The organism is Methylacidimicrobium sp. B4 (assembly GCF_017310545.1).
Classification (GTDB): domain Bacteria; phylum Verrucomicrobiota; class Verrucomicrobiia; order Methylacidiphilales; family Methylacidiphilaceae; genus Methylacidimicrobium.
On record NZ_CP066203.1, the window covers coordinates 688,092 to 703,783 of the forward strand.

Here is a 15,692-nt window from a genome sequence, read left to right on the forward strand (position 1 = left end):
GTGCGGTCAAACCAGAGGTACGAGCGCCTACCGAGAGTGCTTGCTTCCTCAGCTGCCCTGCAAAGCCGCCGTTATGTGGCAAGATTCACTGTGCAGTAAATATTGTTTCCTCCTTGAATATCTAACATAGATATGATGTTTTCTCCGTAGGGAGGAAGGGGGGGTGAGCCAATGCAGGCTGAGCGAGATCTAGTTGAAAGCGTTGTGGAGACCCTCCGCAGCCTGCCCCAAGCTCACGCCGAACCCGGCCCATGCAAGCGGGCCGCCGAACAGGACCGCGGCCATGACGCGCGCATCGATCTGCACCTAGGCGGCCAATCCGTGAGCCTCCGGATCGCGACCAAGCGCGCCGTTTATCCCCGGGATGTGCGCGAGCTCATTTGGCAGCTCCGTCGCCGCGTGGATCCTGCGCCACAAGGGAGGGCCAAGGAACAGCGCCTGCCTTTCATCGTCGCGAGATTCCTCTCGCCGGGCGCAAAGGAGCTGCTTCGTGAGGCGCAGGTAGGATATTTTGACAGCGGAGGAAGCTTATATCTCCCCGGAAGGGGCGCCTACGTCTACATCGAAAAGCCGCCACCCAAGCCAGTCGCGAAGGCGCTGCGGTCATTGTTCTCCGGCCGCCGGTCACAGGTTCTCCACGCGCTCCTTCTTCGACCCCGCAGATGGGTAAACGTCAAAGAGCTCGCTGAGCGGTCCCAAGCATCGCCCGCAACCGTCTCAGAGGTCATGGCCGAGCTTGAGCGGTTCGATTGGCTGGAGACGCGAGGACAGGGACCCAATAAGGAGCGCCTCCTTCGAGAACCTGGCGCCTTGTTGGATGCGTGGTCAAAGCAGCTTGGGTTGGCTCGGCCGCCCGCGCTTCGACGGTACTACGTGCCAGCGGTCAAGCCGAACGATCTGCCGGAACGGCTCGATCGGGCATTCGAGCCGCATCAGGTGGCCTACGCCATCACGCATGAAGCGGCGGCGCAACGCTACGCGCCCTTCCTCTCCGGCGTATCGCAGGTTCGTTGTCGCTTGATGCCAGGGCGGCCGGAGGAAGAGGCGCTTGGTGCCCTCGACGCGCGGGCCGTCTCCGAGGGGGCAAATCTCGCAGTCATCGAGGTCCACTCATCGGGGGAGCTGCTCTTTCGGGAGAAGGTCGATGGAGCGTGGCTCGCCAGCCCAATCCAAGTCTACCTCGACCTTGTGCACAGTGAAGGTCGCGCAAAAGAAATGGCCGAGCACTTGCGCCATGAGAGGATCGGATTCTGATGGCCAAGCCCGCCACCCTCGGGCGGATACGCCGACGCCTACACGCTCGATTGCGAACGGGTCCTCTTGACGCTCCTTCGTGGCCTCGGGCCGTGGAAGAACTCTGTCTTCCTGGTCGGCGGGCTGACGCCGAGATATCTCGTCAAGGCGCGGCCCCCGGAAGTCCCGCTGCACGCCGGCACGCAGGACGTCGACATCGTCATCGACCTCCAGATCCTCGCGGACACCGAAGCCTACCAGACGCTCGAGGATAACCTTCGGAGGCTCGGGTTCATCCCGCCGCCTGCCGGCAGGGACAGTACAGCCTCTATGGAGAAGCCCGCGTCGATATGTCGATCGTAATAGTCGGGATCGGAGAGTGTCGTCGGATTTACCGGACTGAGGAGGAGTGCGATGGCATCGAGGATCGTGGTCTTGCCGACGTCGCCGCCGCCTAGAATGACATTCACGCCGCGCGACGGCTTCCACTTGAGAGACGTGATGCCGCGAAATCGCTCGACAGTGAGAGCGTAGATCGTTGGGGCCAGTGACGCGGCGTCGGTCATTTCGCCTCCCAGACTTGCCGCCAGGCCGCGAATTCCGAGGGCCGAATTCGATAGCGGGCGAAATTGCCTTCATGCAGGCTTGTGAGTTCGGCCTCGACGATCTCGCCGAAACGCTGGCGGTCGTCTTGGCTGATTTCTCTCGTTGACCAGGCGGCTATTCGCGCCGCGGCATCCCTGCGACTGACGCGCGCCCGGACGAGGTCGGCGATCAACTCCCGAAATTGCTCTCGATAGCGAAGCCGGAACGGATCGGGCTCACCAAGGGATTGACGAACGGCGGCGTAGCGGGCGGCCGAACGCTCGTAGGCCCAGATGAAGACGTCCTTGAGAAGATCGACCTTGTTCAGCTCATAGACGCCGAGTACGGCTTCCCTATAGGTCGCCCGGGGTACATCGGCGAATGATAGTGGCGATAGGTTGCGCTTGATGAGCGGGATGTTCGCCGCGAGGCGCGAAACGCGCTTGTTCCCGTCGTCGAAGGGCTGCAGGTAGGGGAGCTGCACCATGACGAAGAAGGCTTGCTCGAAAGGATCGGTGATCGCAGCCGCCGTCGCCAGAATCTGATCGAAGGTTTCCTCAACGAGCTGCGGCACTTCCAGCGGATGAAATGCCGAGCGCTCGATGCCGACCGCGATATAACGCAGCCTGCCGGCTGCTGTGGGATCGGCCAGGAGGTTGTTGGCCAGAAGCGCGTGGAGATTGAGGATGGTGTAACGGTTGAAGCCGATCTCGTCGGCAGCGCTGACCAGGAATTCGATCGCATCCTTGTGGTTCAGGATCATCTGCGCTTCAAGGTGCGCGCGCCCCTCCGCTTCTTCGCCCAACTCAATGAGACGCTTGGTATCGAGGAGCGAGTAGGTATTGCCTTCGAGGCGGCTTGAATTCCAAGCGAGATCGATCAGAAGCCTGTTGAGGATCTGCATGGCGTAGGTGCCGGCGGGCTGTTCGGCGATCTGCGAGCGGCCGATGGCCGCAAGATGTGCGCGATCCTCCTCGGTCAGGTAAAAGGAATCGTTCGGCCGATAGCGGTCGAGGAATTTACGGTCGTAGCCGACCGGCTTGCGGGCTTCGAGCGCGCGCTGAACATAGTCACGGATAGATGCCCCTGCCTCGGATAGAGGAATCGCGGGCGGTTCGGCCTCAGGACGCGCAGCGACCTCGGCTGGAGGGATAGCGGCGGCACCAGGGGATATCCGGTACCTCGCCCAGCGGCCTTCGCCGTCCATCACCAGTCGTTTTCGGTCAACGAGAGATTTCAGGCGGTACTGGAGGGTTCGAAGGGGAATCGGGCCCGCAAGGGAGCGCAGGACCTCTTGCGCCGACGCGCCGTCAGGATAGCGGCGGACGGCCTCTTCGATGGAGGCCAACGCATCGGCGGGGGTTTGCTTCGCCAAAATGGGACCTTTCTTGCGCGTAGAGCTTATGCGCAAGAATGGCTCGGGCTCGCGCAACAATCAAGTCTATGCGCAGGCATTCTATCTACGCGCAATAAACATTGCGCGTAGCGAGACTCAGCCGCCCTTGGCCTGTTTCCCGAACGCCGTAAGGAACGTAGCATTGATCCCATCCGGCTTCCGATGAGCCTTGGTTAGTGCGGTTTCACAGCGTTCCCACAGGGCATCTGCCCCGCCGGGGCTTGAGACGAGTTCGAGCAGGACACCCCTGAGCCACCATTTCTCACGAAGGCCGACCAGAACGGGAAGCAAGAAAGCCTGCAGAAGAGCACAGGAAAGGCCACCTTTCCCTGGTATAAAGTGCGTTAAGCAGACGTAATTACAACAAGGAAGGAAAGCGGCCTTCTCTGACAGAGCGGATCGAAGAGACTTTTGGGTTGAGAGCCTATTTTTCGCGTTGGGGGAAAGCGGGATTCCCCTAGGACGGGTTTCGAGCGATGGGGGCGCGATCCTCTTACGAAAAGCCGATCGGAAGATCCGTTTGTGAAGACGGCTGGAGCGCTGCTTCCGGGATCGACGCCATCCGGGGCGCATCGTACATCGGATGCGAGAGATGCAGGTACCCCGCATCTTCGGGATTGCGCTAGGCTACGAGGCTCTCAATGACCACGAGCAGCTGCATATCGATCCGTTGGTGGCTCTCCTGAGCGGCAAAAGGGATCGGGGAGAGGATCTGGCGGGCAAGAGTACGCTTGAGCCGCCTGGAACGGGTGGGTCGAAGAGAACGCTACCACAAGATCGATTCCTCAGCCGAAACCGTCGATCGGTGATTGGTCGATCTCTCCCTTGAAGCGCATCCCCAGCCTCCCAAGGAGGTGGTGCTCGGGTTTGATGCGCCCAACATCCCTCTTTACGGACAAGAGCCCGAGCGCTTCTTCCTTGGGGTTTCCGATGCGTATTGTGATTTGCCGCTCTCCATCTTCGCTAAAGATCAACTCCTCGGTGTGCGGCTTCGGCCATCGAACCCGGATGCGGCGGAGGGATCCCTTGCCGAGATCCTCCGGATCGTGGGACACCTCCGCACCCATTGGCCCGAGGTCAAGATCGTGCTCCAGGCCGACTCGGGGCTTCTGCCGGAAGTGGTGGACAAGGCCAACGCCCTCACCTCCTCGTGAGCTTTGCCCAGGGCTTGGGCTCCTTCAATGGGCCTGGCTGCTCAACAGCCTCCGGAGCCAGGGGACGGCCAAGGCCGCACACTGGTAGGCCTCCTCTCCTTCCGCTGCGGAAAAGGCTTCGGTCGGAAAGGCCTCGAGCTCTGCCACAACAAGGCTCCCGACCTCGTGCGCCCGCGGAGGATCGATCCCCAGGAATCGCAAAGCCGCTTTGAGCACAAGCGCAACCCTCTCTTGCGCCTCTCGCCGAAGATTGGCGTAGGATCGTCTCTCCCGGAAGACTCCGAGCGCCTCCAGCCGATCTTCGGCCAAGCGTAGATAAGCACGCCAGCTCAACTTGAGTCATCGAGAGCAAAGGAAGCCAAGCCTCCTTTTCCTCCGGGGCCTCGAAAATCCCAGCATTCCACCCCGGCCAGCGTGATCCTTCGCGCGCCTTCCCGCGTCCGCATCTGCCGGATCCTCTGGAGAAACTCCGAAACGAAGCCTCCTCTCTCAAAAAGAATCTTCGCTTCCTCCGGGAGATCGAGGAAGAAGGGAGCTCCCTCCCGCAGCTCCTCGGGCGTGCGAAAGATCCAGGAGCTCTCTGAGGGATACCCCCGGAGGAAGAGCGCTTCCCGCGCCTTCTCGAGCGACTGGACCGCCTCGCCGCCAAGCCCAGCATACCTCTCTCGGCGTCGCCGAGGCAGATCCCGAACGATCAGGAGCAGATCGAGGTCAGAGTCGAACCGGGCATCCCGCGCGCCACCGATCCGAAGAGCAAAAGACCGAGAAGGCTCTCGCCATTGATCTTCTGGCAGGCCTCGTCGCAAAGCGGCAGGAGCGTGCTCAGCTCCTCGGTCGCCTCCGTTGGCTTGCCCCGCTTCATCGAAAGCTTCTTCTCCTCCAAGTTCTTGAGCTTACCATCGCTCGATCGGGCTGCCAACGCCAAGCGCCCCAGCCTCGGGCAGAACTTTCGCTGGAACAAAGCACAACCCCTGCCAAGATTGGGGATGAAGGGTCGAATGGGGCTTTCCGCTTTTGACGACTCGTGTCCAGATGCTGTCCATCGTGTGCGATGGCGGCATGGGTTGATGCCATTCCGCGCACGAGCTAGGCGAAACGCTGCCGTCGGCCATCGGGCATCTCGACGCCAACGAATCGTCAGAGATTCGACAGGACCGCCGTCAGGAGCCGGAACTTCCGCTCTTGCTCCATTCGGACGAACATTGTGGACTGATCAACCCACGGGCAACCCTTTCCCCTCGTTGTGATCGCGACGTTCAATGCTCGTTGCTGATATCCTGGGCATACCTCATGGTATTGACGATGGGGCCCGCTACCGATAGCCAGCCGTTAATCCACGACCCTGCTCGAGAAGCGGTGGCATCGATACGCGGCTACGAGGCTCAATTCTGGAGGAGCGTCCTCGTCTGGATGAAGCTGGGGGACGAGGAACGCCTCTACCTCGAATGGGCGGAAGACTTCGACCGGATCAGCGGCACCGGGGCGGAGACTGTCCAGGTCAAGAACGTGGCTGGCAATATCACGTTGAGGTCGCCCGATGTGATCAAGGCCATCAACAACGCCTGGGAGCATCAACAACGCAATCCACAGCGCAACATAAAGTTTCGATTCCTGACTACGTCCGGAATTGGCGTTGAGCAGGGCGCTCCCTTCGGGCCCGGCATTGGCGGATTGCGGTTTTGGACCGAGAGCCGCGCATTGGAGGATGAAGGCGAGCGCGGACGCACTGCTCGGACGATTGCGGACTTTCTCTTGGACGAAGCAAAGGTTTCGCTGCGGGTGCAAACATTTTTGCAAGAGGCGTCGGACGCAGAGATTTGGAAGCGGATGATTGCCGTAGTCGAATGGGACACCGAGGCCGAAGAGGTTCCGGAGATCGTCCGCGAGATCGAGGATCGGCTTGTCCTGCTTGGAAAAGAGGCTTTCGTTGCGCCTGATAAATCCAAGGAGGTAGCGGACTCGCTATTCAAGACAGTCTTCGAGACTGCGACGCGGGAGAAGGACCCGTTTCTGACACGCGCGAAGCTGTGGGAGCTTTTCTATGAGCGGACATACGTCTCGATGCCGGCCGCAACCGCGAACATGCTACGCGGCTTTTTTGAGCAACATTGGAAGTCTGCCGGACCATTGCCGATGGCAATCGGTGGCAGGGCGAGTTGGATCGGTCGTCCACCGCCGCTACCGGCACGCTATTACCGTCGCCAGGCGATAATGGACGAGATCGCGGCTCGGCTTTCTTCCGATCCTGTGCTGGTTTTGCAAGGGGGCACCGGCGTTGGCAAATCGATTGCCGCCGCTGGCCACACTGCCCTATCGACCTCGTCTTGGGGATGGGTCGATATGCGTGGGGTGCCGGCTGCAACACTCGCCGATCTGCTCGATCGTGTCGTCGGCGAGCTTGCCGCAGAGGAGGGGATCAAAAATCTCGTGCTGGATAACATCGAGCTGCCTGCCGATGCGCGCGCTCTCGAGGCGCCCATGGAGCGAATTGCAGCTATTGTCCGTGAGCGCAGCGGCCATCTCATCGTTACTTCCGCCATAGCGCTGCCGCAGCGCTTGAGCCTCGCATTGGCATTGCCCGAAAGCGGGATGATGTCGACCCCGGCATTCTCGCGGGATGAGATTCGAGAATTTCTGATTCTCCGGGGATGTCCGGGCCCGCCCGTCGTCGATGGGTGGGCTGCCTTCATCGAATTACATACCAGCGGCCATGCGCAGCTCGTGCATGCGCGGATCGCCACACTCGAAGAACAAGGTTTCCCGACGCCGGAAATGCCAAGTGCGCTTGCAACGCCCACCGATGTAGTCAAAGCGCAGGAGGAAGCGAGGCGGCTGATTACCGCGCTGGATCTCCCGACGCGCGAGCTCGCCTACCGGCTGAGCCTGACGCCTCACGCTCTGCCCAAAGGCCAGGCGATCGCAATTGCAAATTTACAGTCGCCTATCCCCGAGCCGGGACTCGCGTTGGATCGGCTGGTTGGACCCTGGGTCGAAGTGGTGGCAGACGGGCTCTACAGGATCTCGCCCGTCCTGCGCAATCTCGGCGTGGAAATCCAGGGCGAGGCTTGGGCAACGCAGATGCATTGGGATATCGCCCAGAGATTTCTGAGCTTCGAGATCCTCTCGCCGATCGATGTTTCGACGATGCTGTTCCATGCCACGGCATCGAAGAATTGGTCGGCAGTAGCGCATCTCTCTTCCGGTATCCTGAAGGCAGACAACGAGACTTGGGAGGCCCTGGCACGGAGCGCGGGCTGGTTCGTTTTCGTGGGCATTAAAAGTGCGATTCGCCCGGAGACCGACGCCTCTTCACTTGTTCTGCTGCGAAGCTTGCAGTTCCGTTTGGCGGCCGCGGCTCGCGACGATAAGGGCGCTGCGGCCGTCATTGCCAGCATAGATGAAGAATTGCCGGCGACGGTCAACGATACACCGCAACGACTGGCGCGGTACTTCTTTCTCGGGCAAGTCCTGCTGCGGACAGAAGTGAAGCTGCCGATGACGCAGATCGTAGCGATGAGCCTCGAATACATCCGGCTCGGGGATGAATTGAAGGAGGTGCTCGTCGCCATCCATAAGCCCGAATTCGACCGCACCATGGCCGGACCGGACGGCATTCCCGATCTGGCCGGAGTGGCTGGCTTCACGCTTAGCTCGCATGTGGTGGATCGGCAAAGCTTGTCGTCGCTGCTGCTTGCGTGCGAGCCGCTCGATCCGACGGTGGTCCGCCGTCTTTTGTGGTTTGTCGGCGGCCGGGAATCTACGGCTCGACAGACCCTCGACCGCGTATGGTTGGCCGAATCGCAATTGGAGACGCCGGACTGGATCGCATGTCGACGGGTCTTCGAGGATACCTATGCGCTGGCGCGCCGCTGTGCGCTACTCGGCTTGGCCCAGGGTGCGGCCTACGCCATTGCGCGGTTGACCGATGAAAATCTCAACGACTCAGCCGATGCGCTGCGCCGCGCGGACGCGATGATGGCAGAGATCGGCTCATCACCGGTCCAGGAAGATGGTCGCGCGTTGATCTTGTTGCGCAAGGGCAATGCCTCGGATGCGCTAGCAATCTGGCGGGAGCTGCTCCCGCGCTGGACCCAGCGTGACGAGTTCGATCGCCAACAGACCGTTTCGCATCGACTTGCAGCGGTCGCTGCAGCGCGATTGGGTCACTGGAAGGAAGCTGCGGGCTGGTTGCGCAGTGCCCGGTTGCTGGCGGACAGCGTCAATGCGGCCCTCTACTGCGCGGGTCTGTGGGTCGACGAAGCATTTGCGCGCTGGAAAAGCGGCGATCATCGCGGCGCTCTCGATTGTGCGGTCGAAGGATTCGAAGCGATCGATCGGCTCCCGTCCGACGCCGCTGATGAAAGCACATATCTCCTACGAAAGCGCGCCAACCTCACCATCATCTGGATGGTGCGGTCGACTGCGGGCTCGCCCCCGACCAGGTTAACTGAGCCCCCTCCGGCATGGTGCAGCAGCCTGGAGCCCGTGAAGGAGGCCCAAAGAACGCCGACGCCCAGCGATGCGGCATGGCTACATATCCTGGAATTCGAGTTTGCTAGTGGCTTGGGCGATTCGCACTTCCGGAAGTTGGAAGCCCGGTTGAAAACCTCCCCCTACAGCCTGATTCGTTACGCATTCAATAGATTGCGCTTACAACACCGACTGCGCAGCCTAATGCTCGAGGATTTTCCAGAGGCAGTTGGTGATTGGACAACCAGTTTGGCTCTGTGCCGCCGTTCTTTCAAAAAAGATGGCCTCGGCGCAGGGGACTCCCTTGCTGCCGATGCAATCATACCTGAGCATGATCCAGTTGATGCGGAGCTGGTCCTCAGTGGAATGTTGAGCGCGGTTTTCGCGCTAGCCGCGCGAGGCGCGGTGACGAGCACCATGCTCAACCAATGGTCCTTGAGCGCATCGCGCGCCGACCTGTCTGCAACGATCGATCCTTGGTTGAAATTCGTAGCAGGGCTTTTCGTCGACAACACCATCAATGCGCAGACGGCTCTGCGCGATAGGTCCCTACCGTGGCCCTGGCGGGCGGTAGCGTCGGTCCGGGTAGCGATTGACCGTGCGACACGGCCGGTCGAGCTGCTGATGACTCACCATGATTGGACCAGCCTGCTGCCCAAGGGACCAGCTGGTTTCATTGTTCTTGCCGATGTGGAGCACCTGGTGGTGAGTGCATGGCTTCGGCTTGCAAAACGCCATTTCCTGCTCCGTGCGCCCGCGGTAACAGCTGCGTCGCTCGAACGGGCGTGCGCGAGCGCAGATAGAGGTTGGAGCAAGATCGGAAAGGTTCTGCTCGCGGCGTGCGATGCAGTGCCGGCCGAGGTTCCGGCGGAATTTCGGCCTCTTCGCTGTTTCAAGTGGGTAGGGCGGGAAGATCGAGCCGCAACTTTCCGGCTTTGAGGAACGCGGCAATTCTCAGGTAGCGGAAGCTCCGAAAGCCTCTGGCCATCCTTTTGGCCAGCTGGATCAGCCCGTTGATCGCTTCGATGGTTCCGTTGGTGATCCGGCTCTGGAGAAAGGCGATGATTCCCCCCAGATGCTCTTTGATGGTTTTGGAGAGTCTTCGGAAGGGGGCAAGCCGACTGCGATCCGCCCACCGGAACCACCAGCGGAGCTCTTGGGGATCCTCCTGGGAGAGGATCTCTTGGAGAGCCTCTCGCAACCCAATGGCTCTTCCCAATCGAGGATAGGCGGCGCAAAGGGAACTCCGCAGACCCTTCTGCTCCTCGCTTCGCGTCCATTCGTTACCTCGGAGCGCCCAGAGGCTTCCTTTCGGCAGCAACCCTTGACGCCCGAACTCCTTGCGCACCTGGTCGACCGCCTCTCCCGCCATCTGCATGACATGGAAATGATCAAAAATCCTCTCCGCCTTCGGAAAAAACTCCCGGGCTCCAGAGATGTAGGAGGGGCTCATATCCATGCAGATCGCTTCGATCTGCCCCGGATCGGCATTATGTTCCTTCATCTCCTTGGCGAAGGCCTCCAGAGCCTCCTTTCCTCTCCCCTCGGCAAGGAAGAGCAGCTTCCGGCTCTCCGCATCGGTAACGACCGTCACGTAACGGTGGCCCCGCTTGCTACTGGTCTCATCCACCAGGATCTTCTTGACCTCGCTCCAGTCCTCGCGTCGGTAGGCCTTTTCCACGTAGTGCCCCAAGACCCGCCAGAGCCGGGTATCTTGCTCCTTGAGCATCTCCGCCATCGCGGAAACCGACATCTCCCGGGAAAGCATCAAAATGACCGCCTCCATCATGAGAGTAAACCCGCTCCCCGCCCTGGCCCAAGGAACCTCCACCAGCCGAACTCCATGCTCCGGACAGTCGATCCGAGGAACCCGAGCGATCAACTCGGTCCGGTACTGCCAGAAGTTCCTGTGCCTCCACCGCTTCTCCACCGTGTCGTGTACGGGGGAAGCTCTTCGACATTCCGGACAGGGAAACCGATGACCTTGCTGAAAATCGAGCCAGATCTTCAGAGTGTGCTCCTTCGCGGAGAGCTCACTCCGGCTCACCTTCCATTCCGAACCCAGTTGCAGCGCCGCAGCAAAAAGCTTGTTCGCGTCCATTCCGCAAGCATCCACCAGGCAGCCCGGTCTGGCAATCCGCCGTCAAGGAGGATCGACGAAGTCGAAGTGTCCTTGACGGCTTCCTCTCTCCCCAAAAATCCGTCGAAGACGGATGGCAAGAACCCCGCTTCTTGCCATCCCTTAACGGAAAATCCGCTCCCCCCCTTACCCACTCAATTCAGCGAGGAGCCACATTCTCCCAGCAGGAACCCATACTCTTGCACCAATGCCTCGTCCTCGAACAACGATCGATCCGTCAACCTTGGGGCCACAAGCGCTTCTGCTTGGCCAGAGAAGACCCTCAAAAGATGGAGCGCGATGCGCCAGAAGATCTTGAAGCGCTTCCATTCGAGGACAATCACGACCTCTTCTATTGTCATCTGCCCGGCCTTAACTAAAGCTGTGGAGGCGTCGAGAACAGCGGATACCAACGCGTCCCTTATGGTGTGATCAATGTTTTGAGGATCGATCTCAATCGTGTTACGCCAGATGAAGGAGTCATCTTCCATTCGCCTCTCCGGCCCTTCCATCCGGGAACGGCCAATGGCCTTCCCCAGGAGATCGCACAGGAGCTTGAGCGCGGGCAGGCCGATTCCCGGTATAAGAGTCTTTAGGTAATGGTTTTTAAGAAACCGCTTGTAATTCCAGACATCCAAACGCGCTTGCGGTTCAAAGGGAGGACGAAACGCCTCGTTGGCCGGCAGGATGTCGAGCAGAACGCTAGCTACACGCAAGGCCTCATCCTTCTTTTCAGGTGGCCCTTCTTTTGCCCAGTGAGCGAGCAACTCCCCCAATTTGTTCGGAAGCTTTTCCGTACATAGATAAGGGCATTCTGCCCAGTGAACGACTTTATCCACTAGGCTAATCGACCGATCTGGCGGCATGGCGAGCAGCGCCCCTACCAAATCCAGCAGCACCGCAGGGTTATCGGTATGATCCATCTCCTGGATGATTTGCGCCACAAGCTCCGGCTTGCGTTTAGCTGCCCGAACGAGATACCCGGCCTCGGGCCACCGAGAAAAGCTAACGCAGCCTTCTTTGTCGTCGTACTCCACTTGAGGGGGATGTTGAAACCACCCTTTTCCTTTGAGGAGCTCTAGCCATGCGGGCGCTTCACTCCGCTCGAAGAAGTATTGCCGGAAGATGCGATTGTTGGGGACCTTCTGGGTAAGTGTTTGCAGATGATTTTTGGTAGGTTGCGGTTCCTTTAAAAGCTTATCGAGGACCGAAAGCCATTTGAAAAAGTTATTCCGCAACGCTGGCGATAGAAGCTCAAGCCAAAACTGACCTGAGGTCCAGAGCTCTCGGATTTCATCCACGGGTCGCGGCGGATCCAGATCGCACCGATGAGCCATCTTGGGAAGTTTGTCAGCCAACGCAAACCATGCTCGGGACACGGAACTCTTTTCCGGTATACCCAGAGAACGGAGGATAACACATATCTCTTCCCTCTGGTTTTCCTTCTGGCGCGATTTGTCTGCCCCATCTTCCGTCTTCTTTTGGAGTAGCGGTTTTAAAGCCGGGCCGATAGCCTCGCGTAGCAGATGTGCCACTAGGTGTGCCGTAGATTGGAGCTTATCGGGATTCTCCATTAGCCGACAGGCGTCTTGGAAAAACGCAAGCGACCCTGAACCGAGGTCACCCTCTTTCTGCAGGTGGGATTCAACCAAAGATCGTCTCTCCTTCCAAAACTCTAGAAACTTTTTATCCACAGGTGGCGGCGAAGCGAGACCGCGGCGATGAACCCATTTCTGACATTCCTGGTATAAGCGGAGTAACGGACAAGCATCACGGTTACGGCTTTTGTTGGGAGACTTTTTCCGCCGGGCCTCGCCGGTCAACGGCAGGAAGGCGCTACGGAGTGCGCTTTCCATCTCACGCAGCAGATGCGCTACCAGGTTCAAGGTAGTTTGGAGTCCTTGGGGATTGGCCATGAGCGAGCAAGCGTCCTGGAAAAACGCAGCCGGCCCTAGGCCGAGGATACGAAGGTTTTCGTATATCCTCTCCTGGCTCGGATCTAAGAACTGATGCTGCGGTGTTGGGCCTTGTGCTTCCCTCTTCCCGCGTATGGCCTTGCCCATGGTTGAGTGCTCCTAGGGTGCCGGATCCTCAGTCCTGGCAGCCCCGGTGAATGTAATTGCTCAGATCGTGCTTTCTGCCCATGCCGAGATGCTATCATACATGGCTCTGCTCCGGGAGGCAAACGGAAATGAGTCGTTCTGAAGGAGCTAGCAGAGGACAGCCGAGAATGATTCCCTAACGATATGGGAATGGACCCCTGGCGGGAACGGGAGGTGTTCATGGGTAAAAAAAGAGCAGAGCATCGACCCCTTGCGATGGAGCAGGAGGGAAGAGATGCGTGAGAGGCTCACCTTCCCTTCGCAACCCATTGGCAGCGCCACAGCCAAAATCTTCTTCGCGTCCATCCCGCAAGCCTCAACCAGGCGGCCCAGTCTGGCTATCCGTCGTCAAGGAAGATCTACGAGATCGAAGTGTCCTTAACGGCTTCCTCTCTCCCAAAAAATCCATCGAAGACCGATGGCAAGAACGCCGCTTCTTGCCCCCCCCTCGAACCGAAATCCGCACCCCTGGCCACTCCATTCTGCGGGGAGCCAAGAATCGAAGGAGGGTTCGCCACTCACTCGCCTCGCAAAAGTGGAGCGACGGTTTTCGCCACAATAGCAGCGCCCACCCAATAGGAAGCTCTGCCTTTTCAGAGCGGCAGCGGATCGGTTCCCTGGTCAAGCAACGCCAGACAGTCCGAATAGGAGTAGATCCGGCCACGGTGCCGTCCTGTAAACTCCCGGACGATGCCGATCTTGGCGAGATTCTCCAAGGCCGCGCCGGCGGTCGGGAAAGAAATGCCGAGCTTATCGGAAGCCGTCTTGATGGTGACGATCGGACTTGCCTGCATCAGCTCATGGACCCGAAGTGCCGACGAGGCCAATCGACCGAGGCCGGCGATCTTCTGCCGGTGGTCCTCGAACAGCGCCATGAGCTTGCGCGCCGTCTCGGCTGCTTGCTCGGCCGTCTGCGCGATGCCGGACAGGAAGAACTCCATCCAGCTCTCCCACGCGCCCGCCTCCCGAACCTCCTGTAGCAGACGGTAGTAGTCGTCGCGCCGGGATTTCAGGAAGAGGCTCAGGTAGAGGATCGGTTCGTGCAACACCCCGGCCTCACACAGGATCAGCGTGATGAGCAGCCGGCCCAACCGTCCATTCCCGTCGAGGAAGGGATGGATCGTCTCGAACTGGACGTGGGCCATGCCCGCCCTGATGAGGGGAGGGAGGGCCGGGTCCTCGGTGTGCAAAAAATGCTCCAGCGCATCCAGGCATTCATCCAGCCTGTCTGGCGGCGGAGGCACGAACAGGGCGTTACCGGGACGGGTTCCCCCGATCCAGTTCTGCGAGCGGCGGAATTCGCCCGGTTGCTTTGCGGCGCCACGCCCGGACTTGAGCAGGATCGCATGCATGTCGCGAATCAACCTGAGCGACAGAGGAAATCCACCGCGCAGACGCGAAACACCATGGTAGATCGCCGCGACATAGTTCGACACTTCGGTCACGTCGTCGAGGCCGACGGCTGGCGCCTCGTGATTTTCAAACAGGAGCAGGTCGGACAGCGAGGATTGCGTGCCCTCAATCTGCGCGGAGAGCAGGGCTTCCTTGCGGACGTACATGTAGAGGAAGAGCGGCGTCGATGGCAGGATCGTGGTCACACCGTCAAGGCGCCCGATGGAGGCGATCGCGCACTCGTAGACATTCATGAACCGCCCCAGCTCGAGCGGGGGATCGGGCGGCAACGGCGCAGGCACGTAGGCGCGCACGCGCTCGCCCCCTGCGCTCCTCTCGACATAGCTACCAAGCCTCCGGTTCCCCGCGTCCATCACCTGCGATCCTTTCATTAGCTCCGCCCGTTATTGAAACGAATCGGACTTCGCTTTAATAACTGGCCTGGCTAATTTAAGCGAGCCTCTCCGTCGCATTCCCTGCCTGAGCCAGGTCCGCGTCCCCGCCATCCCCCAGGCACATTCTGCCACCCAAGCTGAGAGATCCGGCGGCGCGGAATGGCTCCAGGGATCCGAAGCCGGTCCCCGTGGACCAAGCCATCGTGCATGTCCTCTGACCAGAGGGTGTCACCATTGGCCAGGGGCGCAGAAGCGAGATCAACGACGGATCGAGGAAGCTACCGGGCATTCGCCTTGTCCTAGCGGACAGTCGTGCACGAAACGCGCGCAGGCGCTTCAGGAGCTCTTCCGGCCCAGGATTGCGGGCGACCGCAAAGGCTCGCGCAGCGGCAACAGGAATTTCCATCTCGTCGCCTTCCTTTCGCTCCAGCGCGTCGACGACCGTCGCCGGCAGACGGACGGCCAAGCGATGGGCCCGCTTCGCGGCCTGCATTGCGATCCTGCTAAATGCCTCTTCTCCGTTTCCCGTAGGTAGAGCCGGAAGATGATGCCGCAACTTTCCGGCTTTGAGGAACGCGGCAATGCTCTGGTAGCGGAAGCTTCGAAAGCTTCTGGCCATCTTTTTGGGCAAGCTGGATCCGCCCGCGGATCGCTTCGATGGTTCCGTTGGGGATCCGAGTCTGGAGAAAGGCGATGATTCCCCCCAGGTGCTCTCGGATGGTTTTGGAAAATCTTCGGAAGGAGGCAAGCCGACTTCGGTCAGCCCAAGGGAGCCATCAGCGGAGTTCCTGCGGATCCTCCGGGGAGAGGATCTCTGGGAGAGCCTCCCGCAACCCAATGGCTCTT

12 protein-coding genes and 1 pseudogene are annotated in these 15,692 nt (G+C 60.0%); 5 read left to right on the plus strand and 8 right to left on the minus strand.

From position 1 onward, the window contains the following. Window positions 1–204: 204 nt before the first annotated feature. A complete protein-coding gene (locus MacB4_RS03365) occupies window positions 205–1,254 on the plus strand; it encodes a hypothetical protein (protein ID WP_242529303.1) in 1,050 nt (349 codons plus the stop codon). After that, window positions 1,254–1,527: pseudogene (locus MacB4_RS11195) on the plus strand (antitoxin); the annotation flags it as partial. The gene MacB4_RS03365 and the pseudogene MacB4_RS11195, both read left to right, overlap by 1 nt. Here the strand turns inward: MacB4_RS11195 and MacB4_RS03370 are convergent. Continuing rightward, on the minus strand, window positions 1,488–1,799 hold the full coding sequence (locus MacB4_RS03370) for an AAA family ATPase (protein ID WP_206864449.1): 312 nt from the start codon (window positions 1,797–1,799) through the stop codon (window positions 1,488–1,490). The pseudogene MacB4_RS11195 and the gene MacB4_RS03370 overlap by 40 nt on opposite strands. After that, on the minus strand, window positions 1,796–3,193 hold the full coding sequence (locus MacB4_RS03375) for a Fic family protein (protein ID WP_206864450.1): 1,398 nt from the start codon (window positions 3,191–3,193) through the stop codon (window positions 1,796–1,798). Before MacB4_RS03375 ends, MacB4_RS03370 begins: the two co-directional genes overlap by 4 nt. A gap of 604 nt (window positions 3,194–3,797) precedes the next feature. On the opposite strand from MacB4_RS03375, the gene MacB4_RS11315 reads away from it, so the two are divergent. After that, a complete protein-coding gene (locus MacB4_RS11315) occupies window positions 3,798–4,043 on the plus strand; it encodes a transposase (protein WP_255551667.1) in 246 nt (81 codons plus the stop codon). Window positions 4,044–4,068: 25 nt separating this feature from the next. Beyond that, the gene (locus MacB4_RS11320; protein WP_255551668.1) at window positions 4,069–4,368 is read left to right on the plus strand and encodes a transposase; all 300 of its coding nucleotides are present in this window, start codon (window positions 4,069–4,071) and stop codon (window positions 4,366–4,368) included. 24 nt (window positions 4,369–4,392) lie between these two features. Here MacB4_RS11320 and MacB4_RS03385 read toward each other — a convergent pair whose 3' ends face one another. Together MacB4_RS03385 and MacB4_RS03390 are read right to left on the minus strand one after the other, a co-directional pair. Beyond that, window positions 4,393–4,701 (minus strand): HEPN domain-containing protein, encoded by a 309-nt coding sequence (locus tag MacB4_RS03385; protein ID WP_024807655.1) that lies wholly within the window; start codon window positions 4,699–4,701, stop codon window positions 4,393–4,395. A 361-nt stretch (window positions 4,702–5,062) separates the two neighbouring features. After that, a complete protein-coding gene (locus MacB4_RS03390) occupies window positions 5,063–5,230 on the minus strand; it encodes a hypothetical protein (RefSeq protein WP_206864451.1) in 168 nt (55 codons plus the stop codon). A 548-nt stretch (window positions 5,231–5,778) separates the two neighbouring features. On the opposite strand from MacB4_RS03390, the gene MacB4_RS03395 reads away from it, so the two are divergent. Next, a complete protein-coding gene (locus MacB4_RS03395; RefSeq protein ID WP_206864452.1) occupies window positions 5,779–9,777 on the plus strand; it encodes a hypothetical protein in 3,999 nt (1,332 codons plus the stop codon). Here MacB4_RS03395 and MacB4_RS03400 read toward each other — a convergent pair. The 4 genes from MacB4_RS03400 to MacB4_RS11365 all read right to left on the minus strand — a co-directional run bounded on the left by MacB4_RS03400 (window position 9,731) and on the right by MacB4_RS11365 (window position 15,465). Next, on the minus strand, window positions 9,731–10,939 hold the full coding sequence (locus MacB4_RS03400; RefSeq protein WP_206864453.1) for an ISL3 family transposase: 1,209 nt from the start codon (window positions 10,937–10,939) through the stop codon (window positions 9,731–9,733). The genes MacB4_RS03395 and MacB4_RS03400 overlap by 47 nt on opposite strands. Window positions 10,940–11,112: 173 nt before the next feature. Next, window positions 11,113–13,020 carry a hypothetical protein gene (locus MacB4_RS03405; RefSeq protein WP_206864454.1) on the minus strand — a complete coding sequence of 636 codons (1,908 nt, stop codon included), beginning with the start codon at window positions 13,018–13,020 and terminating at the stop codon, window positions 11,113–11,115. A gap of 632 nt (window positions 13,021–13,652) precedes the next feature. Further along, window positions 13,653–14,843 carry a Fic family protein gene (locus MacB4_RS03410; protein ID WP_206864455.1) on the minus strand — a complete coding sequence of 397 codons (1,191 nt, stop codon included), beginning with the start codon at window positions 14,841–14,843 and terminating at the stop codon, window positions 13,653–13,655. A 58-nt stretch (window positions 14,844–14,901) separates the two neighbouring features. Continuing rightward, complete coding sequence (locus tag MacB4_RS11365; protein WP_370569395.1) at window positions 14,902–15,465, minus strand: AbrB/MazE/SpoVT family DNA-binding domain-containing protein; 564 nt, start codon at window positions 15,463–15,465, stop codon at window positions 14,902–14,904. Window positions 15,466–15,692 lie beyond the last annotated feature (227 nt).